The following is a 25,994-nucleotide window of genomic DNA, read 5'->3' on the forward strand; positions in this document are numbered from 1 at the left end:
AGGCTGGCGGCATGAGCGACCAGAATCCCTCCGCACCGACCGCCAGCATCGCGATGGTCAGCATCGACTGCGACGACGCCAAGGCGATGGCTGACTTCTACAGCGCTGTCCTCGGCTGGCCGCTGGCGTATGCCGACGACGAAGGCAACTATGCGATGTTGCAGGACGGCGACCAGCGACTCGGCTTCGGCAAGACTCCGGACTACCAACGACCGGACTGGCCGAACCACGGCAGCAAGCAGTTCCATCTCGACCTTGGTGCCGAGGATGTCGACGGCACGGTCGCGCGGTGCGTCGAGTTGGGCGCCACCAAACCCGACGAGCAGCCCGGCGGTGACCGGTGGACGGTGCTGCTCGACCCCGCGGGCCACCCGTTCTGTGTGACCAATCTGGCGAACTGGGGCTGACCTCAGCGGTTTTCAGTTGCTACCGGACGGCCCGAGCGTTTCGCGGGCTGCCCGGTCGGCGACCCTGGCCAAATAGAACGCGCCGCCGAGCATGATGCCGTAGCCCAGGACGAAGAGCACCACGATGGTCACGGTCGGGTCGGGTTTGCCGTCCATCGCGCCGGCGATGACCAACAGCACTGCGAGCGCCCCACAGATCAGGCCGACCAGGCGGGCGGTCGGCAGCGCGGCCCGGTGACCGGCCAGCCATGCCTCGTCGGAGGACCTGGTGCCGACGGTGCGGATGCCCGCACCGCCATTGCGCGGCAGGTTGCCCTTCGCCGCGCTGTTGATCACCCCGTAGATCGCGATCGCGCACGCCAGCAGCCCGATGCCGCCGAGCAGTCCCATGGTCATGCGAGTACCTCCCGAACAGATTCTCGCACTCGCCGCGGCCAGTCCGCCGGCACCTCCGCGGTCGGGTCGGGCTCGAGGTAGGCGGCCAGGAGCGCCGGGAACGCGACCTTGACGTCGTCGGTGACACGACTTCGCGCGCCCCGGTCGGCCGACCGCCACGCGTCGGTGACCGAGCCGCGGATCATGGCAGTCGCGACTCGTGCGAGCGAAACCTGGGTGCGCCCAGCGCGCAGGCGCAGCCCGAGGGTTTCCGTGACCACGTCGTATGCCGCCACCACACCCGCACTGCGCCGTTCCTCCGCCACGGCGAGCGTTTTTGCGATGGAATCGCGCACGTCCCCCTCGGGGAGCGTGTCCACGGCAGCGACCAGCAGGAGGTAGTCGCGCCATTCTCCCGAGTCGAGCAGGTGGGCGACCTCAAGGAGGGCTGCCTCGGTCAGCAAGTCGGCGGCGATCTGCAGACGGTTCGCCGGAATCTGCTTGTGCCGGCGCGCTATTCGCTGCACCAGCCGATCGGCCTCTGCCGCAGACACCGTCGGTGGTTCGACGCTGTCGGCAACATGCTGCAACACGTCCCGGACGAGCACATCGCGATTGGGCCACTTGCGGTAGGCCGCGGCGCGGGACACCCCCGCCGCCTCGATGACCTCTTCCATGCGCAACCGCAGGTCGAGGGTCAATCCTTCGCGGCGCAGCAGGGACATCGCCGCACCGAGCATGCGATCGCTCGTCTCGGCCTCGGTGAGTCGCCTCCTGGTCGGCACGTTCGCCATCGTGCCACGAACCATTTTGAGACATGATGTTGCATTTATTGCGACATCATGTCTCAATTGAGGAAACGTCTCCTGAGAGGAAGCCATGAACCCGACGACCGGACCCGTCCCCACTCGAAAAGTGTTGTGGGCGGGCGCACTAGCGTGCGTCGCGTCGATCATTGTCACCATCGCAACGCAGAGCGCGCTGCGCGACGACCTGGCCGCTGCGTACACCTACACGCCGGACCGCACTCTCGACGGTGCGCACTCGGCAACGTTGACCTATCTGTTCACCATCGCCGGTTGCGGCCTGGTGCTCTTCAGCAGCTACGCCCTCGCCGGACAGTGGGCGCAGCGATCGTGGTTGCGCTGGAGCGCAGTCGCCGTCCTGGTCACTGCCAGCGCGCTCGCCGTCTACAACCTGACTCAGCCGTTCCCGTTCGCCGTCAAGCTGGTCGGGTTGCTCCCGCCGGCGGTCGGGTTGTTTTCGGTCGCGATGCTCTTCGGCCGCCGCGACAGCGCACGTCGTTAGCGGTGCAGCTGGGCGCCCGCATCGGCGAGCAGTTGCACCACTCGCGTGCCGAAGTCGAGGCCGAGCGGGTGCTCCCGGCCGTCCGCAACGGCCTGCCCGAGCTCGTTCGCCGCAGTGGCGAGCGCAAGGTGTGCCGGGGTCTGCTTGCCGGGCGCCTCGCGCACCCCGTGCTCGCCCCACACCCGCGTCTGCCAGGTGTATGACGCAGGCGGCGCCCACAGCGCGAGCGTCGCCGTGCTCACCGCGCCACCCTCGTGGGTCAGTGTCAGGTGCACATCGTCGCCCTCGCCCGCGACCGCGACCACGCGCGTGATCGGACCGAGCGCCGGGACGAGGGTGGCAAGCAGGTGCGGACCGATGTCCCAGAGCGCACCCTCGCGCTGCCGCCACGGTGAGTGGCGGTATGGGCTCTCGGCCCGCTGGTTGGCCACCACCCATTGCACCCAAGCGCCCCGCCATCCGCCGACAGCAGCGAGTTGGTCCAGCCAGGAACGGGTTTCGGGCGTGAACCGCGCGGTGAAGAACACGACGGACCGGGCACCGGCCGCGTGCGCGGAGTCTCGCAGGTCACCGGCGACCGCCGGGTCGAGGGCGACCGGTTTGTCGAGCAGCAGGTGTTTGCCGGCCTTCGCCGCCTCCACGGCGAGCGGTGCCTGCACGTCCGGCGGCACGGCATATGCGACGGCGTCGACGGCCGCGAGCAATTCGTCGTAGGACCCGAAGGCGGGGACGCCGACGTCGGCCGCGAGCGCAGCCACCTTGGTCGCATCGCGGCCCCATACCCCGACCAGTTCGTGCTCGGAGGCGAGCAGCCCGGGCGCGTGCGTCGCACGGGCCCAGTGGCCGGTGCCGACGAGTCCGAAACGCATGCGCCACATCATCGCAGTGCAACCCGCGCACCGAGCCACCGTCAACCGAGCACCGTCAGCAGACCAGCAGGGTGCGACCGGTGGCCCGGCGCTGCTCGATGACGGTGTGGGCGTCGACCGCGTCCTCCAGCGGGAAGGTCTGGCCGATCACGACGGTGATTCCACCACTGCCAACCAGCTCGAGTGCGCGCCGCGAGATCTTCGCCCAGTCGATCGCACCGGCGGCGTTGAGTTGTCGAAGGTCGATGATTTGCGCGGGCGACCCGTCGGCGTCGGCGAACTCGCCGGAGGCTGCGCCATACGGAAGGAAGCGGCCGCCCGCGCCGAGCAGACGCGCGGCGTCCGTGCCGACAGCTCCGCCGGCACCGTCGAAGACGACCTGGGGGCGGTCCGGCAACTGCTCGGCCCACCCGGGTGTCGCGGCATTCAGTGTGACTTGCGCGCCCAACCGGTGCAGCATGTCGGCTTTGTCCGAATTGCCCACCACCGCAACGACATTGGCTCCCGCGCGGACGGACAGCTGGGTGAGCAGTGTGCCGAGACCACCCGAGGCCGCGGTCACCACGACGAGCTCGCCGGGTTGCACGGCCGCCGCGTCATACGCCGCAATTGCCGTCCGCCCGTCGTGCACCATCGCGGTCGCGGCGGCCAGATCGACCTCAGCCGGCACCGGCGTGAGCGCGTCGGCGTCCGCGACGGCCTGCTCGGCGTAACCGCCGACCGGGAGCACGCCGCCGACCCGTGCCGTCACCACAGTGCCGAGCAGCGCGGCATCGACACCGTCGCCGACCGCGGTGACCGTCCCACCGACACCGCCGCCCGGAACGTACGGGACGGTGACCTGGAAGTAGTCGCGACCCCATCCACTGCGCAGGCGGACATCCAGGAACATCACGTCGGCGTACGCCGTCTCGATCACGACCTGGCCAGGATCCGGCGCAGGATCCGGCAGGTCCTCCACCTGCAGCACGTCGGGTGCGCCGAACTCATGCACTCGCACGGCGCGCATCAGTAGAGCTCCGGGTTTCGGGTCCGCTGGGAAAGGGCTCTCGTCATACGACAAAGGCTAGGAATTGAAGCCCACTTGAGGTCAAGGCGGCAGCAAATGGGGTGACCGCAACCCGGGTGCCGGGCGAGAATGACCCTCGTGAAGCAGCTGCTCGGTGCACTCGCGGTCGCCCTTGTGCTGTGCGGGTGCGCGAGCGACGACCTGGCAGCGCAGACCGACCCGGTCCAGGTCGCGTTCAAGCGCCGCGCGCCGATGCACTCGTGCGGGAAAACCGAGCTACCGCAAGGCAGTGCGAGCGTCATGCCCGCGGCGATGACCAACTGTCTGCAGACCGCCCGCGCCCGTCACGAAACCGCGGAGGCGCGGATCACCCAGCGGACGACCGAGGGCGATCCGATCGTGACCTATCTGCGGGTTCGCGCCGACGGCACGTTCGAGTTCTACGTGGATTCGACCAAGGACAAGTTCGGCCTGCGGCAGTGGCAGTATTCCGACAGCAACTGCAGCGCAACCGATCCACTGCTGCAGCAGATCTGTTCTCCCGCCGGCTGAATGCACCGGCACCGACCACCGGAGTTAATGGCCGAAGGACTCCTGTCCGGTGCGCCGCTGTTCCGGCCCGGTCTGGCCTCCGTCCGCCTTGGCCACCCACGTCTGGCCGCCGGTCCACCCATACGCGCTCTGCTGCGGCGGGGTGATGTCGGCGTAGTCGAGGGTGAACTCCACGACATCACCACCACCGACCTGACCGACGATCGGGAACGCCACGAGGAGTTGGTCGTAGTAGTCGTCCACGGTCGCCTTCGGCGGGCCGAAGACGTCCGCGGGCACCCCATTGATCGTGGTGCCGGCAATCGTGATCGCGCTCGCCGTCGACGCCGGCGTCGTGGTCTCGATGGCCTGGTCGGTCGGTATGCCGGCCGGCCCGACCGAGGTCAGCTGGCCCCGCTCCGGACGACGGAAGCTAGTGCCATCGGCGAGCGTCCGGGTCTGCCAGGAGAGCGGCTTGACGATCGCGCCCCAGATCTGCGCAGGCCCTTCGTCGGAAGCAGGCAGGTCCCGAATGTTGTTGGCGGCGTTGGCATCTCCTGCCGGTGGCATGAGCTGCCACACCTCATTCGCGGGTGCGTCGACGCCGTCCCTCGGATACTCAGCCAGGAAGGTTGTCTTGAGCCAGACTCCGTAGCCGGAGTAGGAGTCAGTGCCCGGGGGGATCGTCTCGGGCACGGTGACGGTGACCGTCGTGGTGTTGCCGTTCACCGACCGCGACTCGATCGGCAGATCGGTTCTCGCGTCGTTCGTGGCCTGCCATGCGCCGCTCACGCTGTCGATGCGGAAGAGTCGATTGTCCAGCGTGATGGTGAGCGGGAAGCCGCCCGGCGCGGGCACGCTTCCGTGATTGGCGACGATCCACGCAATCGGGGCGCCCACTTGGTAGATGTGGGTGAAATCGCCGTTGTAGACGATGTAGGAATCCCCCAGTTGCGGTGGGTCGAGCACCAGATCGAAGCCTGCCGGGCTCGCCGAAGCGCTCGGCGCCGCGACCGCGGTCGCGACGACAGGTGCCACCCATGCACCCGCGACAATCGTGCGACGCGCCACCCCATCCTTGCCGCCCTCCCGACGGCGTGCTGCATCAGACATCACATCTCCATTCCCCCTGGACGCGGACTTCCCCAAGCCGCGTGCTGTTCAGTCTTCAGACCGACGACGCGTCGACCTGACCGGTTCCACCTGGCCGATGCCGGCGCAACTCGGGCACACCAATTGGTGGGTTACTCGCGCGTTCGGGTGCGAGCCTGAGAACCTTGGCTCCTGGCGACTGACGCCGTCGCCGAACCGACCCGGAGGTAACCACCCGCGATGTTCTCGCGTATTGCCATCGTCAACCGCGGTGAAGCCGCGATGCGACTCATCCACGCTGTCCGTGATCTCAACGCACAGGCGGGCCGGGGTGGGCATTACATCGAGACGGTCGCGCTGCACACCGAGGGCGAACGGCATGCGATGTTCGTGCGCGAGGCGGACCTCGCGGTGAACCTCGGTCCCGCCTCCGCACGGCCCTACCTGGATCACTCCCTGCTGGAGCGCGCACTGCGCGACAGCGGCGCCGACGCGGCCTGGGTCGGTTGGGGATTCGTTGCCGAGGACGCCGATTTCGCCGCCATGTGCGCACGCATCGGCGTCACTTTCATCGGGCCCAGCCCGGAGGCGATGCGCAAACTCGGCGACAAGATCGGCTCCAAGCTGATCGCCGAGGAGGTCGGCGTGCCCGTAGCCCCGTGGAGTCGCGGCGGCGTCGACACCCTGGACGACGCGAAGGCGGCGGCCGCCCGGATCGGATACCCGTTGATGCTCAAGGCCACCGCAGGCGGCGGCGGTCGCGGCATCCGCAAGGTCACCTCTGACGCGGAGCTGACCGACGCCTACGAGCGCACCCGCGACGAGGCCGAGCGTGCCTTCGGCTCGGGAGTGGTCTTCCTCGAGCAGCTGGTCACCGGAGCGCGGCACGTCGAAGTGCAGGTCATCGCCGACGGCCAGGGCACCGCGTGGGCCATCGGCGTGCGTGACTGCTCGGTGCAGCGCCGCAACCAGAAAATCATCGAGGAGTCGGCCTCTCCCCTGCTCGACGAGACGCAGACCGCCGAGTTGAAGGCCAGCGCCGAACGACTCGCGATCGCCGTCGGGTATGCCGGGGCCGGCACCGTCGAGTTCCTCTACCACCCGCAGGATCGACGATTCGCCTTCCTCGAGGTCAACACTCGCCTGCAGGTCGAGCACCCGATCACCGAGGCCACCACCGACACCGACCTGGTGCGGCTGCAGTTGCACGTCGCCTCCGGAGGTCGCCTCGACGGCGACAAGCCGGCCGAGAAGGGCCACGCCGTCGAGGCGCGACTCAACGCCGAGGACCCCGACCGCGACTTCGCCCCGTCGCCCGGGCACATCGCGCGACTCGACCTGCCCGCGGGCCCCGGCATACGGGTTGACACGGGTGTGGCAGAAGGAGATTCGATCCCGGCCGACTTCGACTCGATGATCGCCAAGATCATCGCGTTCGGGCGCGACCGGGACAAGGCACTGGCGCGGTTGCGGCGCGCGATGGGTGAGACGACCGTGGTCATCGACGGGGGCGCCACCAACAAGAGCTTTGTGCTCGACCTGCTCGACGCTCCCGAGGTGATCGACGGTTCTGCCGACACCGGCTGGATCGACCGCACCCGCGCCGCGGGTGGTCTCGTCGCGCACCGCTACTCGGGAATCGCCCTGGTAGCAGCCGGTATTCAGGCATACGAGCTGCACGAGTCGGTCGAGCGCGCCCGGTTGCTGGAGACCGCACGCGGCGGTCGGCCGCAGGTCCAGCACAAGGGTGGCCGCACGATCGATCTGAAGCTGCGCGGCACGTCATACAAGCTGACCGTGTCCCGCATCGGACCGCACCGCTTCCGGGTGACGATCGCGACCGCCGGCATCGAGCAGACGGTCGACGCCGACGTCGAGCAGCTCGACGATTACAAGAGCCGGATCACCGTCGGCGACCACGCTCACCGCGTGACCTCCGCCAGCCACGGGCCGGTCCAGCTGATCGAGGTCGACGGCGTCGCCCACCGCATCAGCATCGATGAGGGCGGCGTGTTGCGCTCTCCCGCACCGGCACTCGTCGTGGCGACCCCCGCTCCGGTCGGCATTGAGGTCGAGCAGGGCGCCCCGGTCGTTGTGCTCGAATCCATGAAGATGGAGACCGTCCTGCCGGCACCGTTCCCGGCACGGGTGAAGGAGCTGCTGGTCGCTTCCGGCAGCCAGGTCGAAACCGGTGCCCCCCTGGTCCGCCTCGAACCGCTCGGTGAGGCCGACGAGGTGATCGACGCCAGCGGTGTGGATGAGGTGGACCTCGACTTGCCTCCCGCATCCTCCGACAGCGACCCGGCACGGCACGCCAGACGACTCACGGCCGACCTGACCTCCATGCTCCTCGGGTACGACGTCGACCCCCGCGACGAAGGGCGCGCCCTCGCCGACTATCTGACCCTTCGCGATACGGCTGCTGCACAAGGGTTTTCGAGCATCGACGAAGAGATATCACTGCTCGGCACCTTCGCCGACTTCGCCGACCTGTCGCGCAATCGCCCGGCCGACGACGACCAGCACCTGGACGACCGGGTGCACAGTCCTCGCGAGCATTACCACGCCTACCTGCAGAGCCTGGACCCCGACCGCGCGGCCCTGCCGCAGGCTTTCCGCGACCGGTTGCTGCAGGTGCTCAGGCATTACGGCGTCAGCTCACTCGATCGCACCCCGGACCTCGAATCGGCGGTCTTCCGGATCTTCCTGACCCAGCAGCGATCTGCGCCGGATCTGCAACTGGTGACCACCCTGCTGCAGCAGTGGATCGCTCAGCCACCACCGGCTCCGGAGTCGGGTGCAGCAGTGCGCGATGTGCTGGACCGGCTGGTCTGGTCGACCCAGTTGCGTTTCCCGGCGATCGGTGACCTGGCCCGCAGTGTGCGGTTCCGGTGGTTCGACCAGCCGGCGGTGGACGCCGAACGCGCCAAAGTGCTCGAGGGTGTGCGGGACGAGCTTGCCGCCATCACCGGTGCACCAGTCGGCACCGAGCGGGACCGGCGCACGGACGAGTTGGCCGCCATACCGGAACAATTGGTGCGCTTCCTCGCCGAACGCATCGACGGCCCGGAGCTGCCGCAGGACGAACCGATGCTCGCGGTGCTGATCAAGCGGCACTACCGCGGCTACGGCATGCATGACCTGCGCGAGTCTTCGGTTGGCACAAGGCCATTCGCGTCTGCCGACTATGTGCTCGACGACCGGAAGACTCACGTGGTGTCCACCATCGGTCGAGTCAGCGAACTCACCCCGGGCAGCGAGTTGGTCGAAGCGGTCGCTGCGCAAGTCGTCAAGACGCCGGCGGGTTCGCAGGGTGTGGTCGACCTCTACCTCGCCTGGCCCGACGCCCCGGACTGCGCCGACGAGGCCTCCGATGCACTGCGGTCCATGTTGGAGCCGCTCGGGTTTGCGCACGACGTGCGACGGGTGTCGCTCGCGGTCTCACCAGGCGAGGGAAAACCGGTGGGCTACTTCATCTTCCGGCCGCAGCCGGACGGCTCGCTCGCCGAGGACGTGCTGGTGCGTGGCGTGCACCCGATGGTCGGCCGCCGCCTCAACCTGTGGCGACTGCGCGACTTCGACATCACGAGACTCGAGGCACCGGAGGACGTGCTGCTCTACCGGTGTGTCGCACGCGACAACGAGTCGGACAAGCGGCTCGTCGCGCTGGCCCAGGTGCGGCAGCTGACCGTCACCACCGACGATGCCGGGCAGGTCACTGGCCTGCCGCACGCCGAGCGGGCAATCTCCAACTGCCTGGAGGCAATTCGCCGGGTGCGTGCCGAGGGCAGCGCCGTCTACGACATGAACTACGTGTGGGTGCACATCTGGCCGACCATCGAAGCCGACCTGGATCAGCTCACCTCGCTGAAGGACCGGATCGCTCCGGTGACCGCGCGGGCCGGCGTGGAGGAGGTCGTCGTCGACGGCACCGTTGCCTTCCCGTCCGGGCCGGAGGCGGTGTCGGCCAGCTTCCACTTCGAGCCGGGCTCCGGGGTGGTCTCCACGCTCGGCGGTCGGCCGACTGAGCGGTTGCGGCCGCTGGATGACTACGACCGCAAGGTCGCTCGGGCTCGTTCTCGCGGAACGGTCTACCCCTATGAGCTGTTCCGGATGCTCGCCGGTCCGCAGGGCCAGGTCGTGGAGTACGACCTGGACGACACCGGCCGCCTCGTGCCGGTGGACCGGCCCGCCGGGTTGAACAAGGCCGGCATCGTCGCCGCCGTCGTGAGCACGCCGACCGAGCGCTACCCCGAAGGCGTGAAACGCGTGCTGCTGTGCGGAGATCCGCTGCGCGCACTCGGTGCGCTATCCGAGGCCGAATGCGCCCGGGTGATCGCCGCGATCGACCTCGCGGATGAGTTGAGTGTGCCGATCGAGTGGTATGCCGTGTCTGCGGGCGCGCGCATCTCGATGGAGTCCGGCACCGAGAACATGGACTGGGTGGCCAAGGCACTCAAGCGGATCGTGGAGTTCACCCAGACCGGCGGTGAGATCAACATCGTCGTCGCGGGCATCAACGTCGGCGCGCAACCCTATTGGAATGCCGAGGCGACGATGCTGATGCACACCAAGGGTGTGCTGGTGATGACGCCGGATAGCGCCATGGTGCTGACCGGCAAGCAGTCGCTCGATTTCTCCGGTGGTGTGTCGGCCGAGGACAACTACGGCATCGGTGGTTACGACCGGGTGATGGGCCCGAACGGCCAGGCGCAGTATTGGGCCGCGGATCTGGCGGGTGCGCACCGCATCCTGATGACTCACTACGACCACACGTATGCCGCCTCCGGTGAGTCCGGTCCCCGTCGCGCCGCGACCACCGACCCGGTCGACCGCGACGTGACGAGTTACCCGCACGATCCGGCCGATGCCGGGTTCAGCACGGTCGGCGACATCTTCTCCACCAGCGCGAACCCGGACCGCAAGAAGCCCTTCGACATACGCACCGTGATGGCGGCACTCGCCGACCAGGATCACGAGACGTTGGAGCGCTGGGCCGGCATGGCGGACGCCGAGACGTCCGTGGTGTGGGACGCGCACCTCGGCGGGATCCCGGTCACCCTGATCGGCATCGAGTCCAAGCCGACCCCGCGGCGGGGCTTCCCGCCCACGGACGGCCCGGACGTCTACACCGGCGGCACGCTCTTCCCGAAGTCGTCGAAGAAGACCGCTCGCGCGATCAACGCGGCAAGCGGCGTGCGACCGGTCGTCGTGCTGGCGAACCTGTCCGGCTTCGACGGCTCACCGGAGTCGATGCGCAGCGTCCAGCTGGAGTACGGCGCCGAGATCGGCCGGGCGATCGTCAACTTCGACGGCCCGATCGTGTTCTGCGTGATCTCCCGCTACCACGGCGGCGCGTTTGTGGTCTTCTCCAAGACCCTCAATCCCCGTATGACGGTGCTCGCGGTCGAAGGGTCATTCGCGTCGGTGATCGGCGGCGCTCCGGCCGCGGCCGTCGTCTTCACCCGCGACGTCGACGCCCGCACCGCGCAGGACCCGCGGGTGCGCGACCTGCAGCAGCGGCTGACTGCTGCCACCGAGTCCGAACGCGCCTCACTGGCAACCGAATTGGCGCAGATGTGGCAGGAGGTGCGCAGCGAGAAGCTGTCCGAGGTGGCGACCGAGTTCGACCGCAAGCACGACATCCACCGCGCGGTGCAGGTCGGCTCGGTGGACGCGGTGATCGAGGGCACCGAACTACGCCCGCGCATCATCGCCGCACTCGAGGAGCAGTAGGACGCGCGGCCCCCTTCCCGCCGAGCGGACCACTTAACGCCGAGAGGCCCACATATTCGCCCCCTCGGGGAGCGAAATATGTGGGCCTCTCGGCGATTACTGAGCCTCTCGACGGAGAGGATCGTCAGTCGCGGGGCTTCTCGCGCATCTCGTAGGTCGCGATCAGGTCGCCGATCTGCAGGTCGTTGTACGACCCGAGGTTGATACCGCACTCGTAGCCTTCGCGGACCTCGGTGACGTCGTCCTTGAACCGGCGCAGGCCGGTGATCTCGACGTTCTCCGAGATGACCGTGCCGCCACGGGTGATCCGCGCCTTCGAGCCACGCTTGATCTCACCCGACTGCACCAGCGAACCGGCGATGTTGCCGAACTTGCTGGATCGGAAGATCTCGCGGATCTCGGCGGTGCCGAGTTCGACCTCTTCGTACTCCGGCTTGAGCATGCCCTTGAGCGCCTGCTCGATCTCCTCGATGGCCTGGTAGATCACCGAGTAGTAGCGGATCTCGACGCCCTCCTTGTCGGCATACTCCGCGTTCTGACCCTCGGCTCGCACGTTGAAGCCGATGATCACCGCGTTGGAGGCCACCGCAAGGTTGATGTTGTTCATCGTGATCGCACCGACACCGCGGTCGATGATGCGCAGGTCGACCTCGTCGCCGACGTCGATCTGCATGAGGGCGTCTTCCAACGCCTCCACCGAACCGGACACGTCGCCCTTGAGGATGAGGTTGAGCGTCTCGACCTTGCCGGCCGCGAGCGCGTCGTTGAGGTCCTCGAGGCTGATCCGCTTGCGGGCCTTGGCGAGCGACGCCTGGCGGTCGGCCGCCTCGCGCTTCTCGGCGATCTGCCGCGCGGTGCGGTCGTCGGGCGCCACGATGAACGTGTCGCCGGCGCGCGGCACCGAGGCCAGACCGGTCACCTGCACCGGACGGGACGGGCCCGCCTCGGCCAGGTTGTTGCCGTGCTCGTCGAGCAGCGCGCGCACACGACCGTGTGCGGTGCCGGCGACGATGCCGTCACCGACGCGCAGCGTGCCGGACTGGACCAGGACGGTCGCGACGGCGCCGCGGCCACGGTCCAGGTTGGCCTCGATCGCGACACCCTGGGCGTCGCGGTCGGGGTTGGCGCGCAGGTCGAGCGCGGCGTCCGCGGTCAGCAGGACCGCCTCGAGTAGCCCGTCGATGTTCTGGCCCTGCTTGGCCGAGACGTCCACGAACATGGTGTCGCCGCCATACTCCTCGGCGATCAGGTTGTACTCGGTGAGCTGCTGACGCACCTTCGCCGGGTTGGCCCCGTCGACGTCGACCTTGTTGACGGCCACCACGATCGGCAGGTCGGCTGCCTGCGCGTGGTTGAGCGCCTCGATGGTCTGCGGCATGACGCCGTCGTCGGCGGCGACCACCAGGATCGCGATGTCGGTGACCTTCGCACCGCGGGCACGCATGGCGGTGAACGCCTCGTGACCGGGAGTGTCGATGAAGGTGATCGCGCGGTCCTGACCCTCGTGGTCGACGTGCACCTGGTAGGCACCGATGTGCTGGGTGATGCCGCCGGCCTCGCCCGATTGCACGTCGGCGTGCCGGATGGCGTCCAGCAGGCGGGTCTTACCGTGGTCGACGTGACCCATGACGGTCACGACCGGCGGACGCGGCTGCAGGTTCTCTTCGTCCTCCTCGGCGTCCAGGTCGATGTTGAAGGAGTTGAACAGCTCCTTCTCCTCGTCCTCCGGGGAAACGATCTGCACCTCGTAGCCGAGCTCGGAACCGAGCAGCTGGAAGGTGTCCTCGTCCAGCGACTGGGTCGCCGTGGCCATCTCGCCGAGGTGGAACAGCACGGTCACCAGCGACGCTGCATTGGCGTCGATGCGGTCGGCGAAGTCGGTCAGCGAGGCACCGCGGCGCAGGCGTACGACGGTGGACCCGTCGCCGCGAGGCACCTGCACACCACCAATGGTGGGCGCCTGCATCTGCTCGAACTCCTGGCGCTTGGCGCGCTTGGACTTGCGGCCGCGGACCTTTCCGCCGCCTCGACCGAACGCACCCTGAGTGCCGCCGCGCCCACCGGGACCGCGACCGCCCGGGCGACCGCCGAAACCGCCGCGCGGGCCGCCACCACCGGGACCGCCGCCACCAGGACCGCCACGGCCACCGCCGCGTGCCGGGCGCTCGCCCGGCCGCACGGCCGCGCGGTCGGGCATCATGCCCGGGTTGGGGCGGGCGCCGCCGGGGCGCGGACCACCGGCACCGGCCGCGGCACCACCCGGACGCGGCGCACCCGGGCGGGGACCACCGGCACCGGCGGCGCCGCCACGGCCCGAGGCGGGACGCGGCATGCCCTGGCTGGACGAATAGGGGTTGTTGCCCGGGCGAGGGCTGCCCGAGCGCATGCCCTGGCTCGACGAGAACGGGTTGTTGCCCGGGCGCGGCGCGCCGCCGGGACGCGGAGCATTGCCGCCGCGAGCTGCGGGTCGGGCGCCCTGCTGGGCATCGCCCGGACGCGGGCGCGGACCCGGGCGGGGGCCGCCACTCTCCCGAGCGGCCGGCGCCGGTGGGGCAGCCGGTGCTGCGGGCTCGGCTGCGGGGGCCGGCTTCGCCTTCGGCGCGGGAGCCGGGGCCGCCGGTGTCGGTGCAGCGGCTGCGGGAGCGGCCGGCTCAGCCGGAGCAGGTGCCGCCTTCGGGCCCGGCTTCGGACCCGGGGTCGCGGCCGCCTTCTTCGCCGGCGCCGGCGCAGGGGCCGGAGCGGGCGCCGGGGTCGTCGTCGCGGTCGCGCCGCTGGACGACTCACTCGTCGTGGTCTTCTTCGCGGTGGTCTTCTTGGCCGCGGGAGCCTCCGCATCGCCGGACTTCGCGCCGGCCGGCGGGTTTTCCTTGATCTTGCGCACCACCGGAGCCTCGATGGTCGAGCTCGCCGTCTTGACGAACTCGCCCTGCTCCTTCAGGTAGGCAAGCAAATCCTTGCTTGGCATTCCGAGCTCTTTTGCCAGCTCGTGAACCCGAACCTTAGCCACACTTCTCCTTGGAATCGCGGCGGTCCGGGCGGGCCGGCCAAAAAGCCGGGCAGCATGGACCGCCAGTTAGGGGTGCTTCATCGCTGAGTACTCATCGGGTGCTCATCAGCGTCATACCCGCTTTCGGTCAGTTACCACTTACTCATCAAGTGCGTGCTGCGAAATCCAGCCCCGCACCCGGCTCACGTCGACCGGGGAGGTCAGACGCAGCGCCCGGGGAAAGGCACGCCGCCGATCGGCCAAATCCAGGCAATCGGCGCACGGATGGAGCCAAGCCCCCCGGCCCGGCAACCGGCCGCGCTCGTCGGGGACCAGCTCGACCGACGAAACGTCCTGCGTCGTACTGGCATTCCCGTCGAGTGCAACCACCCGCAGCAACGCTGATCGTTCGTCGCGAGCCCGGCATCCCACACAGGTGCGCAGCCCGGCATGCGGTCTCACGGTTGCGTGTGGAGTGCGGCGGTCTCGCGTGCGACCGCTCATCGAACAGCCTACCGCAGCCGGTCGGCCGTCCCGGACCCGCCGGACCCACCCGCGGCGGTGTCCGGCCGGATGTCGATCCGCCAACCGGTCAGCTTCGCAGCGAGGCGGGCGTTTTGCCCCTCCTTGCCGATCGCCAGGCTGAGCTGGAAGTCGGGTACGACGACACGCGCCGACCGGGCCCGGTCGTCGACGATCTCGACCGATTGCACCCGCGACGGCGAGAGGGCCGCGGCAATGAACTCGGCCGGGTCGTCGGAGTAGTCGACGATGTCGATCTTCTCGCCGTGCAACTCGGTCATCACCGCGCGCACCCGCGAACCCATCGGGCCGATGCAGGCGCCCTTGGCGTTGACTCCGGGCACGGTCGCCTTGACCGCGATCTTGCTGCGGTGCCCCGCTTCCCGGGCGAGTGCCTTGATCTCGACGGTGCCGTCGGCGATCTCGGGCACCTCCAGCGCGAATAGTTTGCGGACCAGGTTGGGATGCTTGCGGGACAGCATGATCTGCGGACCCTTGGGCCCGCGCTTGACGCTCACCACGTAGCAGCGCAACCGCTCGCCGTGCACGTAGCGCTCCCCCGGCACCTGTTCGGCCGACGGCAACAACCCCTCGACGGTGCCGAAGTCGACGTGCACCGCGTGCGGGTCACTCGACTGCTGTATGACGCCGGCCACGACGTCCCCCTCGCGGCCACGGAAGTCACCGAGGATCGCCTCGTCCTCCACATCGCGCATCCGCTGCACGATCACCTGGCGCGCGGTCGCGGCCGCCACCCGGCCGAAGTCGCTCGGGGTGTCGTCGAACTCGGGTCCCGGCTCGCCACGGTTGCCCTCGTCGTCGACCGGGGCATCTTCGCGCGCCCAGACCACGACGTGTCCGCTCTTGCGGTCCAGCTCGACGCGCGCGTTGCGGTAGGTCCCGTCCTCCCGGTGGTATGCCGTGAGCAGCGCCTGTTCGATCGCGGGCACGATGACGTCCATCGGGATGTCGCGTTCCCGCTCCAGCGCACGCAGGGCGGCCATGTCGATGTCCATCAGTCGTTCTCTCCCTCTCCGCTCGCCGGCGCGGCGTCGTCACTGCGGTTGAACTCGACCTGCACCGCGCCGCGCAGGCCCTCGTCATACGTCCTTGTCTGCTCGCTGACCGCGCCCTTCTTCCCGGTGACCGCCAGCGTGATGCCGCTGTCGTCGGCCCGGGTGATCCGGCCGGTGACCGGCTCGGCGCCGTCGGCGGTGACCTCGACCAGCCGGCCGACGTTGCGCTTGAAGTGCCGCGCCGTGGTGAGCGGGCGGTCGGTGCCGGGCGAGCTCACCTCGAGCACATAGGGCTGCTCCCCCATCGCGTCCGTCTCGTCGAGCCGGTCGCTCACCGCGCGGGTCGCGTCGGCGATCTGGTCCAGGTCGAGCGACTTCACGGGCGCGGTCGGGTCTGCGTCTGCGGGCAGCTCCCGGTCGACGAGCACGCGCACGAGGCGGCGCTTGCCCGCGGGCATGACGGTGATGTCTTCGACCACGAGACCGAGCGGAGCCAACACGGTGGCGAGGTCCGTAGCGATCCGCTCGGTGCGGGCGGATTGGCTGTCGGCGTTCATACCTCTACCTTCGGCTCCTGCTGTTCTCGAGTGGGAGAGATCACCATACCGTGAGCAGGTCTAGGGCAGTGCCGCCCGGATCCGCAGCGCCAGCGCGTCGCGCTCGGTCTCGGTGAACCAGTCGGCCTCGTCGTCGGCGAGGAAGCTGAACACCCGCGGCCCCTTCGCCTGCTCCGGGTGGTCGGCGGCCCGCGGGACCACGTGCACGTGCAGGTGGCTGTAGCCCTCCGCCTCGGCGAACTGCATCAAGTAAACCTTCACGCACCCGGTCACCGTCTCGAGCGCACGGCTCAGCCCGTGCAGCAGCCCGCCGAGCTCGGCCGCGGCCTCCTCGCTCAGCTCGGCGTATGACGTGACGTGCCGTGTCGGCACGACCACCAGCCAGCCCGGCAGCGTGCTGTTGAACGCCACCGCCGCCCGCCAGTGGTCGGTGTGCACGACATCCTCACGTGACGGGATCTGCCCCATCGCCTGGTAATCGCAGGAGTAGCAGCCGGGCACCAGATCAGTAGTCATGGGCGGATAGTAGGTGCGGTCACCGACAGCTTCCGGAGGGGCTTGCTCAACCGGCACGTGCCCGCCGGCGAAATGGCGAAGTTGGAATGGACGGGGCAGTTCGTTGCGGACCAGCAGACCGCACCATCCGTCCCCGCGCCGCGAAGGTCCTATCGCGCTCCGCCCTCGCGGTGCGAAGCCCTGCACCGATTGCGATCGTGAGGAGGGGGTGTTCCAATCCGGCCACACCGCTGAGCTAACCACCGGTCGAAAGCGTCCGCTCGGACCAGGAAATCAATCACGTCGCCGCCTCGTCGTCACCATGAGCGATGACCTGTGCAGGTCTCAATGTTTCGCCGACCTCGACAACATCTTTATGATCCGCTGCGGGTCGTTCACACTGGCGACAAGCACTTCGTGGGACGTCTCGATTCGAACTTCGGGACCGCCAACAAGGTAACCTCGCACGTTCGGCCCCATGATCCGATACCCATAACCGCTGGTGCCAGCAGTCGAGTCTGTCGTAACTGAGACTATCTCGTTTCTCGATACGGTTTTCCGGAAAGTTTCACAAAAAGACACCTCCACATTTGAGGAATCTACGCGAACAGTGACCGTCATACAAGAGACGAATAACCCGACGACACCAAGTATCCCTGTAGCCAAGAGATACTGCGGATCCGAGGAAAGGGCTGAGCCCACAGCGAACCCAACGCCTGAGGCAATCAGACCGAGGCCAATGAATCGTGGAATTCCGCTAGGGCGCCTTCTCGAAAAAACGAAATCCGCCTCGCCACGGCTAGCCAATGCACAACACCCCCTCCCCGAACAAGTTGCGGCGCGTCACGCTTCTAGACGGGTCTAGGTACACGACCTAGGAAGAGAGTACTGGATTGAAGATATAGGGTAGGTAAATTGAGGGTTAGAAATCGGCAAGTTCGCGATTTGGTTCCGCGGCGCGGCCATCGTGCCTATGCGACGGTTGCGGCACGCCGCGGTAAGCGGACGGGCAAGATGCACTCGGCGGCTCGAACTCGCTGCCGACGCCGACCCGGCGGACCTGCGGCAGGGCTGGAGCGACGTGCTCGACCGGTTGGCGGGTTAGAGCCCGCTCGCAGAGAGCCCGCGGTCGCGAAGGACCTTGCGTTCGATCGGCGCGAAGACACAGAGCTCGACGACCACGCCGACGACCAGGATCAGGAAGATGCTGGCGATAACCGACGGCATGTCGAGCATCTCGCGGCCGTTCTCCAGCAGCTGACCGAGCCCGGTGCCGAGGTCGGGGCTGTTCACGATGACCTCCGCAGCCATCAGCGAGCGCCAGGAGAAGGCCCATCCCTGCTTCAACCCGGTCAGGTATGTCGGGAGCGCCGCGGGCAGCAGGACCTTGCGGATGAGCTGCAGGCGTCCGGCGCCGAGCACGACGCCGGCCTTGCGCAGCAACGGCGGCGTCTGGTCGAGGCCACCGATCAGGCCGTTGGCGATCGACGGCACGGCGCCCATCAGGATCACGAAGTAGATCGTGCCTGGGCTGAGGCTGAACCACATGATCGCGAAGGGCACCCACGCGACCGACGGCAGCGACTGCAGCGCGGACAAGATCGGCCGAAAGCCCTTGCGCAGCAACGAAAACTGGCCGACGAGCACACCGAGGACGGTGCCGGCAACCACCGCGATGGCGAAGCCGAGGATGGCGCGGCTGAGACTGGTCCACACCGCCTCCAGCGCGGTGCCGTCGGTGATCGAGGTCCACAGCGACTGCCCGACAGTGGCCGGGGACGGGAGCGTCGACTCCGGTTTCCAGGCCGTCCACCAGACGAAGTGCCAGATGCCGACGAACGCGGCGAGCACCAGGATCGGCGCGACGATCGCGGTCCAGTCGATGCGTCGCCGGCGTGGTGGCGCTTGCTCGAGCGCGTCGAGTCCGTCGCTGACGCTGGCGAGTTCGGGCGACTCCTTGACCAGGTCAGGCTGCGGCATGGCGGCTGATCTCTTGGCGCAGGGCGGCGGTGATCTCTGCGGAGAGCGCGCCGACGCCGGGGTCCTCGATGGTGCGCGGCTGGGAGAGCTCGATGTCCCAGGTGCGCAGCACCCGTCCGGGTCGGGACGAGAGCAGCACAACTCGCTGCCCCAGACGGACTGCCTCACGCACGTTGTGCGTCACGAAGACCACGCTCATCCCGGTGCGCTGCCACAGGTCGGACAGTTCCTCGTGCAACACGTCGCGGGTGATCGCGTCGAGTGCGGCGAACGGCTCGTCCATCAGCAGCAGGTCGGCACCCTGCCCGAGACTGCGGGCCAGTGCGATGCGCTGGCGCTGCCCACCGGACAGCTCGTGCACCCGGCGGTCGCCGGCGGCGCCGAGCCGGACGAGCTCGAGCAACTCCTGCACCCGCTCGGGACGCTCCTTGCGCGGCACACCGGCCAGTTTCAGTGCCAGCTCGACGTTGCCGGCCGCGGTCAACCACGGGAAGAGCGCCGACTCCTGGAACATCAAGGCGGGCTGGGACGAGGTCTCCACGGTCCCGCTGGTCGGCTTGTCGAGGCCGGCGAGCAGTTGCAGCAGGGTGCTCTTGCCGCAGCCGGATGCGCCGAGGACGGTGACGAACTCCCCCGGCGTGACGTCGAGGTCGATGCCGTCGAGTGCGGTCACTGCCTGGCTGCCTTGGCTGAACACCTTCGTGACGGCGCGGACACTTGCGCGCGGCACGACCTCGGTGTGCGCGGAACGTTCGTCGACCAGGGTCATGAGCCACTCCTCTTGCCGAGTCCTGCGTCCGAAACTGGTTGCAGGCCTTGGGCTTTCAACACGTTGTTGAGCGGGGTCAGGTCGTAGATGCCATTCAGGTCCGGCTTCTTCAGCAGGTCCACGGCGACGGCGTGCTCGGCGGTCTGCTGCAGACTCGCGGCATACGGGTCCCAGCCGACCTGCACATTGCCGAGAGCCTTGGCCGCGACGCCCTTGGGCAGCGGCTTGCCGGTCAGCTTCGCGAGCGCGCCGTCCAACTGGGCCGCTGACCCGGTCGGATCCTTCTTGATCTGCTGCACGGTCTGCACCTGCGCCTTGAGCAGCGCCTCGACGGTCTGCGGGTGCTCTTGAAGGAACTTGGTCGAGACCAGCAGGTTGGTGGTCACGAACTGCCCGCCGGGCCATTGCGACTTCTCGTCCACGAGGGTTTTCGCGCCACCCTGCACCTGCAGCCTGGTCGCCCACGGCTCGGGTAGCCAGCCACCGTCGATCTGACCCTGCTGGAAAAGCTGCAGCGTCTGCGCGTTGTCCTGGGCGAGAACCTTGACGTTCTTCGGGCCGGAGCCGTTGACGGTGAAGCCGTTCTTCTTGAGGAAGTACTTCAGCGCGATGTCCTGGGTGCCGCCCAATTGCGGTGTGGCGAGGGTCTTTCCGGCAAGCTGCGAAACGCTGGTGATGCCAGGCTTGACGACGAGGGACGCGCCTCCGGAAGCACCCCCGGCGATCAGCCGCACGCCGTCGCCCTTGGTTTTGGCGTAGGCATTGATCGCCGGGTTGGGACCGAGGTAGACCGCGTCGATGGAGCCGGCGAGCAGGGCTTCAGTGGCGGCCGGGCCGGCGTTGAAGGTCTGGGTCTTGAGCTTGGTGGCGCCGAGGTCGCGCTGGTAGACGCCGTCGGCGACACCGAGGACGGGCACAGCGTGGGTGACGTTCGGGAAGTAGCCGAGCCTCAGGGTCGAGGCGGCGCTGGTGGGGCTCGGGGTTTCGTTGTCGGCGGCGCTCGCCCTGCGGGAGCAGCCGCTGAGCGACGCGATCGCGAGCGCAGCGATGACGGGCACGGCGAGCGCGGTCGCCGAGCGATTGCGGTTCATGGGTAGTCCTCAGGCAGTGGTGAGTGCGCCGAGATCGGCGCCGGTCAGGCCGGCCGCGAGCGTCGCGCCGGTGTCGGGGTCGATGACGACGAAGGCGCCGGTGGCTCGCTGATCGGCGTAGTCGTCGACCGCGACGGGTTCGGCGAGCTGCACGGAGACTCGGCCGATGTCGTTGAGCTGCAACGGTGCTGACGAATCCTGCCAACAGAGATCATCAACGTGCCAGACGCCCTGCACGGCGCCGAGCATCGCGCGGGTCGTCTTGGTGCCGACCTTGACCAGCACCCGTTGCCGTGGCGCCGGCGGACGCTCGTCGAGCCAGGTGAGGACAGCGTCGAGCTGCTGCGTGGTGCGGATCGGGTTGCTGGTGGTGAGCACTTCACCCCGCGCGATGTCGAGTTCGTCGGCCAGTCGCAGGGTGATCGAGTCACCGACGCGTGCCTGCTCCAGCTCGCCGGTCGCGCCGTCGATGCCGACCACGACCGAGCTGGTGCCGCTCGGGTATGCCGTGACGGAATCCCCGACACTGATCGTGCCGGAAGCGACACGTCCGGCGAGGCCGCGGTAGTCCGGATGTTCGGCGGTGCGCGGACGGATCACCAATTGCACTGGTAGCCGGAACGGTTCGTCCACATCAGCGATGCGAGTGGGCAGCTCCTCAAGCACGGTGAGCAGGGGCAGCCCGGCATACCAGTCCGGGCCGGGGGCGGCGACGTTCTCTCCGGTGAGCGCGCTGATCGGCAGGATCTCCGGCGCGGACAGCCCGACTCGGGCGGCGACGTCGCGCACGTCGTCCGCGACCTGCGCGAAGCGCTCCTCCGACCAGTCGACCGCGTCCATCTTGTTGATCGCGAAGACCACGTGCGGCACCCGCAGCAGCGACAGCACAGCCGCGTGCCGACGGGTCTGCGCGGACACCCCGCCCCGCACGTCGACCAGCACGACGGCGGCGTCGGCGGTGGACGCACCGGTGACGGTATTGCGGGTGTACTGCACGTGCCCAGGGGTGTCTGCGAGCACGAAGCTGCGCCGGGGGGTGGCGAAATAGCGGTAGGCGACGTCGATGGTGATGCCCTGCTCGCGCTCGGCGCGCAGGCCGTCGGTGAGCAGAGCCAGGTCGATCTCGGTGGCGCCGCGCCCCTGACTGGCGTGCAGCGTCGCCTCGAACTGGTCGGCGAGGATCGACTTGGTGTCGTGCAGCAGGCGGCCGACAAGCGTCGATTTGCCGTCGTCGACGGACCCGGCGATGACCAGCCGCAGCTGGTCACGCGAGGCGACGTCGGTGGCGGTGCTCTCGGTGATCGTCATCTTTAGAAGTAGCCTTCCCGCTTGCGGTCTTCCATGGCCGCCTCGGAGAGTCGGTCGTCGGCGCGGGTGGCGCCGCGCTCGGTGAGGGTGCTGACTGAGATCTCCTCGATGACCTCGGCGATGGTGCCGGCCGAGCTCTCGACTGCGCCGGTGCACGAGCCGTCACCCACGGTGCGGTATCGAACACTGCGTGTTTGCAACGTTTCCGAACCGCGTGGGCCGCCCCACGGGCCGGGCGTGAGCCACATGCCGTCGCGTTGGAAGACGGGTCGCTCGTGGGCGTAGTAGATGCTCGGCAGGGCGACGTTCTCGGCCGCGATGTAGCGCCATACGTCGAGCTCGGTCCAGTTGGAGATCGGGAAGACCCGGGTGTGCTCGCCGGGAGCGTGCCGTCCGTTGTAGATGCGCCACAGCTCGGGACGCTGCTTGCGCGGGTCCCAGCTGCCGAACGCATCGCGCACCGAGAAGATCCGCTCCTTGGCCCGGGCCCGGTCCTCGTCGCGGCGCGCGCCGCCGAGCAGGGCGTCGAAACGCTGGTCGGCGATCGTGTCGAGCAGCGGGACCGTCTGCAGCGGGTTGCGGGTGCCGTCGGGGCGCTCGGTGAGCCGGCCGTCGGCAAGCCACTTCTCGACCTCGGCCACGACCAGCCGGTGGCCGCCTTCGGCAACGACCTGGTCGCGGAAGTCGAGCACTTCGGGCAGGTTGTGGCCGGTGTCGACGTGCAGCAGCGTGATCGGCAGCGGCGCCGGCCAGACGGCCTTGCGGGCCAGGTGCAGCAGCACCGCGGAGTCCTTGCCACCGCTGAAGAGCAGTGCGGGGCGGTCGAATTCGGCGACCACCTCGCGGATGATCTCGATCGCCTCGGCTTCGAGCTCGCGCAGCGACACGTCGGTCGCGGTGGGGATGACGGTGGTCATGCGGGGTCCCTTCGAAGTATCCGGAGGAGCGAAGCGGGGGAGGAACTTCGTGGGGTGCTCATGCTATGTCCTCCAGCTCGGGCAGCAGGCCGCGGATGCGGGCGACTGCTGCGGGCACGGCAACCTGGGCGGTGTCGATAGTGAGGTCGGGTGCGGCCGGCGGCTCGTAGGGGTCATCCACGCCGGTCAGGCCGGTGAGTTCGCCGGCGGCGGACCTGGCGTAGAGGCCCTTGACGTCCCGACGCCGGCACTCCTCAAGTGACGTCGCGACATACACCTCGCGATAGGGCGTGCCGTGCGCGTCATGGTGCGCGCGCACCCGGTCCCGCGCGTCGGCGTACGGCGCGATGACCGGCACGATCACGGTGACGCCGTGTCGGGCCAGCAACTCCGCGACGAACCCGACGCGGGTGACGTGCGTCGTACGATCCTCGCGCGAAAAGCCAAGCCCGGCAGACAGATTGGTGCGCACTTCGTCGCCGTCGAGGATCTGCACCCGCTCCCCCGCCTCGGCGAGTGCGGCGGCCAGCGCCTCGGCGATCGTCGACTTCCCGGCACCGGACAGACCGGTCAGCCAGATGGTCGTGCCCGCTCCTGCCCCGCTCACAGGTGAATCCCGCACTCGGTCTTGTCGCTGCCCGACCAACGCCCGGCGCGCGCATCCTCGCCGGCGAGCACGCGACGGGTGCACGGAGCGCAGCCGATCGACGGATAGCCCTGGGAGAGCAGCGGATTGGAGATGAGGTCATGCTCGGCGATGTATGCCGCAACCTGCTTGTCGGTCCACGCAGCCAGCGGGGCGAGCTTGATCTTGTCGCGCCGGTCGTCGTAGCTGATCGTCGCGGTGTGACGACGACTCTCGGACTCCGCGCGGCGCAAACCCGTTGCCCACGCGTCGTATTCGTCCAGCGCCTCGTCGAGCGGGTGGGTTTTGCGCAACGCACAGCACAGGTCGGGGTCACGCTCGTGCAAGGCCACGCCGTAGTCGGCGTCCTGCTCGGCGACGGTCTGCCGCGGGGTCAGATTGCGCACGTTCACGTGGTAGCGCTCGGCGACCCGGTCACGCGTCTGCAGGGTCTCGGCGAAGTGGTAGCCGGTGTCGAGGAAGAGCACGTCGACCCCGGGCAGGACGGTGCTGGCCAGGTGGATCAGCACGGTGTCCTGCATGGAGCCGGCTACGGCCAGCCGCAATCCGGAGTCCACCGCCCACTGCAACACCTCCTGCGCGGAGCCGTCGCCGACCTCGCGGGCGCCCTGCTCGGCGAGGTCGCGCAGCTGGGTGTCGGTGAGTGTCATCGCAGCGCCTCCTCGTCGGCGCGCACGGCCCACTCGGAGAAGGTCTCGCCCTCGGTGTGCCCGGCGACGTAGTTGCGGGTCACCCGCTCGATGTAGTCGTCGAGCTCGGCCGAGGTCACCTTGTGGCCGCGCAGCTTGCGGCCGAAATCGGCTTCCTGGCCGAGGCGACCACCGAGGTGCACCTGGAAACCCTCGACCTGGTTGCCGTCGTCGTCGGTGACGATCTGACCCTTGAGACCGATGTCTGCGACCTGGATGCGGGCGCACGAGTTGGCGCAGCCATTGAGGTGCACCGAGATCGGGTTGTCCGGCGAGATGTCGGCGAGCCGACGCTCCAACTCCGGCAGCAGCGAGTGCGCGCGTTCCTTGGTCTCGACGATCGCCAGCTTGCAGTATTCAACGCCGGTGCAGGCCATGATCGTGCGTCGCCAAGGTGTCGGATTCGCGCTCAGGCCAATGGAATCCAGCTTCTCGACGAGCTCGTCGACGGCGTCGTCGCGCACGTCGGCCACGATCAACTTCTGGTATGGCGTGAGCCGCACGCGCTGCGAGCCGGCCTCCTCGGCGGCATCGGCGACGGCGGCCAGCTTGGTGCCGCTGAGCCGTCCGGCCACGGCGGTCAGGCCGACGTACTTGCCACCCCCGCGCTGGTCGTGGACACCGACGTGGTCCATGGTCGCGCGCGGTTTGACCGCGGCGGGACCGTCGGGCAGCGGCGCCTTGAGGTATTCGGTCTCCAGCACCTCGCGGAACTTCTCGGTGCCCCAGTCGGCGACCAGGAACTTCATCCGCGCCTTGTTGCGCGACCGGCGGTAGCCGTAGTCGCGGAAGATGCGCACCACCGACACCCAGACCTCCGGCACCTGCTCGAGCGTCACGAAGACGCCGAGCCGCTCGGCGAGGAACGGGTTGGTCGACAGGCCGCCGCCGACGAGCAGGTCGAAGCCGGGCCCGAGCTCAGGATGCTGGACCCCGACGAACGACACGTCGTTGATCTCGGGGGCCGCGTCCGGCAGCCAGGCGATGGAGCTCTTGAACTTGCGCGGGAGGTTGGACAGATCGGGGTCGCCGACATACTGGCGGTTGATCTCCTCGATCGCGGGGGTCACGTCGAGCACCTCCTCGACGCTCAACCCGGCAACCGGCGAGCCCATCACCACGCGGGTGCAGTCGCCGCAGGCCTCGGTGGTCTCCAGGCCGACCGCCTCGAGGCGGCGCCAGATCTCCGGGACGTTCTCGATCTCGATCCAGTGGAACTGGACGTTCTCCCGGTCGGTGAGGTCGGCGGTGTCGCGGCCGAACTCCTGCGAGATGCCGGCGATCACGCGCAGCTGCTCGGTGCTGAGCTGGCCGCCGTCGATGCGCACTCGCATCATGAAGTAGGGCGCCTCGAGCTCCTCCGGGGACAGGGTCGCGGTGCGTCCGCCCGGGATGCCTTCGCGGCGCTGGGTGTAGAGGCCCCACCAGCGCATCCGGCCACGCAGGTCGGTCGGGTCGATCGAGGCGAATCCCTCACGGGCGTAGGTGTCCTCGATGCGTGCGCGCACGCTGAGGCCGTCGTCCTCCTGCTTGAAGACCTCGTTGGGGTTCAGCGGCTCGCGCTCGCCGAGTGCCCACTGGCCATTGCTTCTGGTCGCCACCGACATAACTTCGCATTTTGGAAAGGTGTCGGTCAAATAATGATGCGGCGTTCTCAGCGGGCGAGACGACGACGGCGGCGGGACGACGCG

General features: G+C 68.6%; 22 protein-coding genes. 4 read left to right on the forward strand and 18 right to left on the reverse strand.

What is annotated here, in order from left to right; all coding sequences use genetic code 11:
- Positions 1 to 11: 11 nt before the first annotated feature.
- Positions 12 to 407, forward strand: coding sequence for a VOC family protein (locus N2M23_RS18030; protein ID WP_265447416.1), 396 nt, complete (start codon positions 12 to 14; stop codon positions 405 to 407).
- A 12-nt stretch (positions 408 to 419) separates the two neighbouring features.
- On the opposite strand, the gene N2M23_RS18035 is transcribed toward N2M23_RS18030, so the two are convergent.
- On the reverse strand, positions 420 to 803 hold the full coding sequence (locus N2M23_RS18035; protein ID WP_265447417.1) for an SdpI family protein: 384 nt from the start codon (positions 801 to 803) through the stop codon (positions 420 to 422).
- The gene (locus N2M23_RS18040; protein WP_265447418.1) at positions 800 to 1,576 is read right to left on the reverse strand and encodes a TetR/AcrR family transcriptional regulator; all 777 of its coding nucleotides are present in this window, start codon (positions 1,574 to 1,576) and stop codon (positions 800 to 802) included. The genes N2M23_RS18035 and N2M23_RS18040 overlap by 4 nt, the downstream gene beginning before the upstream one ends.
- A gap of 85 nt (positions 1,577 to 1,661) precedes the next feature.
- Between N2M23_RS18040 and N2M23_RS18045 the strand changes: the two genes are divergently transcribed.
- The gene (locus tag N2M23_RS18045) at positions 1,662 to 2,090 is read left to right on the forward strand and encodes a hypothetical protein (RefSeq protein ID WP_265447419.1); all 429 of its coding nucleotides are present in this window, start codon (positions 1,662 to 1,664) and stop codon (positions 2,088 to 2,090) included.
- Here the strand turns inward: N2M23_RS18045 and N2M23_RS18050 are convergent.
- Positions 2,087 to 2,959 (reverse strand): Gfo/Idh/MocA family protein, encoded by an 873-nt coding sequence (locus N2M23_RS18050; protein ID WP_265447420.1) that lies wholly within the window; start codon positions 2,957 to 2,959, stop codon positions 2,087 to 2,089. The two genes, N2M23_RS18045 and N2M23_RS18050, sit on opposite strands and share 4 nt — an antisense overlap.
- Before the next feature lie 55 nt (positions 2,960 to 3,014).
- Positions 3,015 to 3,968 (reverse strand): zinc-binding dehydrogenase, encoded by a 954-nt coding sequence (locus tag N2M23_RS18055; protein ID WP_265447421.1) that lies wholly within the window; start codon positions 3,966 to 3,968, stop codon positions 3,015 to 3,017.
- A gap of 138 nt (positions 3,969 to 4,106) precedes the next feature.
- Here N2M23_RS18055 and N2M23_RS18060 point away from each other — a divergent pair, with 138 nt between their 5' ends.
- A complete protein-coding gene (locus tag N2M23_RS18060; RefSeq protein ID WP_265447422.1) occupies positions 4,107 to 4,520 on the forward strand; it encodes a DUF4362 domain-containing protein in 414 nt (137 codons plus the stop codon).
- 24 nt (positions 4,521 to 4,544) lie between these two features.
- Here the strand turns inward: N2M23_RS18060 and N2M23_RS18065 are convergent, their stop codons facing one another.
- On the reverse strand, positions 4,545 to 5,612 hold the full coding sequence (locus tag N2M23_RS18065) for a hypothetical protein (protein WP_265447423.1): 1,068 nt from the start codon (positions 5,610 to 5,612) through the stop codon (positions 4,545 to 4,547).
- Between the two features lie 219 nt (positions 5,613 to 5,831).
- Between N2M23_RS18065 and N2M23_RS18070 the strand changes: the two genes are divergently transcribed.
- Positions 5,832 to 11,327, forward strand: coding sequence for an ATP-binding protein (locus N2M23_RS18070; RefSeq protein WP_265447425.1), 5,496 nt, complete (start codon positions 5,832 to 5,834; stop codon positions 11,325 to 11,327).
- Positions 11,328 to 11,451: 124 nt separating this feature from the next.
- Here N2M23_RS18070 and infB read toward each other — a convergent pair whose 3' ends face one another.
- The 13 genes from infB to N2M23_RS18135 all read right to left on the reverse strand — a co-directional run bounded on the left by infB (position 11,452) and on the right by N2M23_RS18135 (position 25,910).
- Complete coding sequence (infB, locus tag N2M23_RS18075; protein ID WP_265447426.1) at positions 11,452 to 14,334, reverse strand: translation initiation factor IF-2; 2,883 nt, start codon at positions 14,332 to 14,334, stop codon at positions 11,452 to 11,454.
- Between the two features lie 138 nt (positions 14,335 to 14,472).
- Entirely contained in the window at positions 14,473 to 14,817 is a 345-nt protein-coding gene (locus tag N2M23_RS18080; protein WP_265447427.1) for a YlxR family protein, read from the reverse strand.
- An 8-nt stretch (positions 14,818 to 14,825) separates the two neighbouring features.
- Positions 14,826 to 15,851, reverse strand: a complete 1,026-nt coding sequence (gene nusA / locus N2M23_RS18085; RefSeq protein ID WP_265447429.1) for a transcription termination factor NusA — start codon at positions 15,849 to 15,851, stop codon at positions 14,826 to 14,828.
- Complete coding sequence (gene rimP, locus N2M23_RS18090) at positions 15,851 to 16,408, reverse strand: ribosome maturation factor RimP (RefSeq protein WP_265447431.1); 558 nt, start codon at positions 16,406 to 16,408, stop codon at positions 15,851 to 15,853. The genes nusA and rimP overlap by 1 nt, the downstream gene beginning before the upstream one ends.
- Positions 16,409 to 16,468: 60 nt before the next feature.
- Positions 16,469 to 16,924, reverse strand: a complete 456-nt coding sequence (locus N2M23_RS18095) for an HIT family protein (protein WP_265447433.1) — start codon at positions 16,922 to 16,924, stop codon at positions 16,469 to 16,471.
- A gap of 1,080 nt (positions 16,925 to 18,004) precedes the next feature.
- Positions 18,005 to 18,883, reverse strand: coding sequence for an ABC transporter permease (locus N2M23_RS18100; protein ID WP_265447434.1), 879 nt, complete (start codon positions 18,881 to 18,883; stop codon positions 18,005 to 18,007).
- A complete protein-coding gene (locus tag N2M23_RS18105; RefSeq protein ID WP_265447436.1) occupies positions 18,870 to 19,652 on the reverse strand; it encodes an ABC transporter ATP-binding protein in 783 nt (260 codons plus the stop codon). The genes N2M23_RS18100 and N2M23_RS18105 overlap by 14 nt, the downstream gene beginning before the upstream one ends.
- A complete protein-coding gene (locus N2M23_RS18110) occupies positions 19,649 to 20,743 on the reverse strand; it encodes an ABC transporter substrate-binding protein (RefSeq protein WP_265447437.1) in 1,095 nt (364 codons plus the stop codon). The genes N2M23_RS18105 and N2M23_RS18110 overlap by 4 nt, the downstream gene beginning before the upstream one ends.
- A 9-nt stretch (positions 20,744 to 20,752) precedes the next feature.
- Positions 20,753 to 22,051, reverse strand: a complete 1,299-nt coding sequence (locus N2M23_RS18115; protein ID WP_265447438.1) for a sulfate adenylyltransferase subunit 1 — start codon at positions 22,049 to 22,051, stop codon at positions 20,753 to 20,755.
- 2 nt (positions 22,052 to 22,053) lie between these two features.
- The gene (cysD, locus tag N2M23_RS18120; RefSeq protein WP_265447440.1) at positions 22,054 to 22,968 is read right to left on the reverse strand and encodes a sulfate adenylyltransferase subunit CysD; all 915 of its coding nucleotides are present in this window, start codon (positions 22,966 to 22,968) and stop codon (positions 22,054 to 22,056) included.
- A 58-nt stretch (positions 22,969 to 23,026) separates the two neighbouring features.
- Positions 23,027 to 23,575, reverse strand: a complete 549-nt coding sequence (cysC, locus tag N2M23_RS18125; protein WP_265447441.1) for an adenylyl-sulfate kinase — start codon at positions 23,573 to 23,575, stop codon at positions 23,027 to 23,029.
- Positions 23,572 to 24,264: a phosphoadenylyl-sulfate reductase gene (locus N2M23_RS18130; RefSeq protein ID WP_265447443.1), complete on the reverse strand. Its 693-nt coding sequence runs from the start codon at positions 24,262 to 24,264 to the stop codon at positions 23,572 to 23,574. Before N2M23_RS18130 ends, cysC begins: the two co-directional genes overlap by 4 nt.
- Complete coding sequence (locus tag N2M23_RS18135; RefSeq protein WP_425270261.1) at positions 24,261 to 25,910, reverse strand: nitrite/sulfite reductase; 1,650 nt, start codon at positions 25,908 to 25,910, stop codon at positions 24,261 to 24,263. Before N2M23_RS18135 ends, N2M23_RS18130 begins: the two co-directional genes overlap by 4 nt.
- Between the last annotated feature and the right edge of the window lie 84 nt (positions 25,911 to 25,994).

The organism is Flexivirga meconopsidis (assembly GCF_026162425.1).
Taxonomy (GTDB): Bacteria; Actinomycetota; Actinomycetes; order Actinomycetales; family Dermatophilaceae; genus Flexivirga; species Flexivirga meconopsidis.

Bases quoted from the DNA above. Each gene is read 5' to 3' on its own strand.
- N2M23_RS18130 (WP_265447443.1), bottom strand. From the start codon at position 24,264: ATGACACTCACCGACACCCAGCTGCGCGACCTCGCCGAGCAGGGCGCC.
- rimP (WP_265447431.1), bottom strand. From the start codon at position 16,408: ATGAACGCCGACAGCCAATCCGCCCGCACCGAGCGGATCGCTACGGAC.
- N2M23_RS18045 (WP_265447419.1), top strand. From the start codon at position 1,662: ATGAACCCGACGACCGGACCCGTCCCCACTCGAAAAGTGTTGTGGGCG.
- N2M23_RS18070 (WP_265447425.1), top strand. From the start codon at position 5,832: ATGTTCTCGCGTATTGCCATCGTCAACCGCGGTGAAGCCGCGATGCGA.
- N2M23_RS18135 (WP_425270261.1), bottom strand. From the start codon at position 25,910: ATGTCGGTGGCGACCAGAAGCAATGGCCAGTGGGCACTCGGCGAGCGC.
- nusA (WP_265447429.1), bottom strand. From the start codon at position 15,851: ATGGACATCGACATGGCCGCCCTGCGTGCGCTGGAGCGGGAACGCGAC.
- N2M23_RS18065 (WP_265447423.1), bottom strand. From the start codon at position 5,612: ATGTCTGATGCAGCACGCCGTCGGGAGGGCGGCAAGGATGGGGTGGCG.
- N2M23_RS18080 (WP_265447427.1), bottom strand. From the start codon at position 14,817: ATGAGCGGTCGCACGCGAGACCGCCGCACTCCACACGCAACCGTGAGA.
- N2M23_RS18100 (WP_265447434.1), bottom strand. From the start codon at position 18,883: ATGCCGCAGCCTGACCTGGTCAAGGAGTCGCCCGAACTCGCCAGCGTC.
- N2M23_RS18095 (WP_265447433.1), bottom strand. From the start codon at position 16,924: ATGACTACTGATCTGGTGCCCGGCTGCTACTCCTGCGATTACCAGGCG.
- N2M23_RS18035 (WP_265447417.1), bottom strand. From the start codon at position 803: ATGACCATGGGACTGCTCGGCGGCATCGGGCTGCTGGCGTGCGCGATC.
- N2M23_RS18105 (WP_265447436.1), bottom strand. From the start codon at position 19,652: ATGACCCTGGTCGACGAACGTTCCGCGCACACCGAGGTCGTGCCGCGC.
- N2M23_RS18110 (WP_265447437.1), bottom strand. From the start codon at position 20,743: ATGAACCGCAATCGCTCGGCGACCGCGCTCGCCGTGCCCGTCATCGCT.
- N2M23_RS18030 (WP_265447416.1), top strand. From the start codon at position 12: ATGAGCGACCAGAATCCCTCCGCACCGACCGCCAGCATCGCGATGGTC.
- N2M23_RS18040 (WP_265447418.1), bottom strand. From the start codon at position 1,576: ATGGCGAACGTGCCGACCAGGAGGCGACTCACCGAGGCCGAGACGAGC.
- N2M23_RS18050 (WP_265447420.1), bottom strand. From the start codon at position 2,959: ATGCGTTTCGGACTCGTCGGCACCGGCCACTGGGCCCGTGCGACGCAC.
- cysD (WP_265447440.1), bottom strand. From the start codon at position 22,968: ATGACCACCGTCATCCCCACCGCGACCGACGTGTCGCTGCGCGAGCTC.
- N2M23_RS18115 (WP_265447438.1), bottom strand. From the start codon at position 22,051: ATGACGATCACCGAGAGCACCGCCACCGACGTCGCCTCGCGTGACCAG.
- N2M23_RS18055 (WP_265447421.1), bottom strand. From the start codon at position 3,968: ATGCGCGCCGTGCGAGTGCATGAGTTCGGCGCACCCGACGTGCTGCAG.